This is a genomic window from Schaalia canis, assembly GCF_003858455.1.
GTDB lineage: Bacteria > Actinomycetota > Actinomycetes > Actinomycetales > Actinomycetaceae > Pauljensenia > Pauljensenia canis.
Map to the genome: position 1 here is coordinate 1 of NZ_RQZF01000050.1, position 373 is coordinate 373.

1 protein-coding gene is annotated in these 373 nt (G+C 60.1%); it reads left to right on the forward strand.

Going from position 1 to position 373, the window contains the following annotated elements; translation table 11 throughout:
* Positions 1 to 373: hypothetical protein (locus tag EII11_RS10660; RefSeq protein WP_165867173.1), on the forward strand; the 373-nt coding region annotated here is incomplete at both ends.

A 373-nucleotide genomic window follows, 5' to 3' on the forward strand; every position in this document is an offset into this window, starting at 1 on the left:
TGTTCATCGCCACCCACTACGTCTACAAGCGCTCCCGACGCCTAGCCACCAAATACGGGCCCCTAGCCTGCCTATGGGTACGCAAACACCACAAAGGCCCCTACGAACTCTTCCTCCTCGACAGCAACAACACCGTCATCTGGCACCGCCTCACCCGACACTTCGACTGGCACATCGAACCCGTCATCGGAGCAGATCAATCAACAGAGCTTGCAGGTAACGCCAGACTGAACACTCAAAACGCCAGTGACGGTGGCTGGCTCCAGTGCTATCCCGCTCTTGTCTCCACCCGCATGGTCGGCCTACGCCGCCAAAACCCCGCCACCCTCACCGAAGCCCTCACCACCACACCAGACCTCACCCCCACCATGCT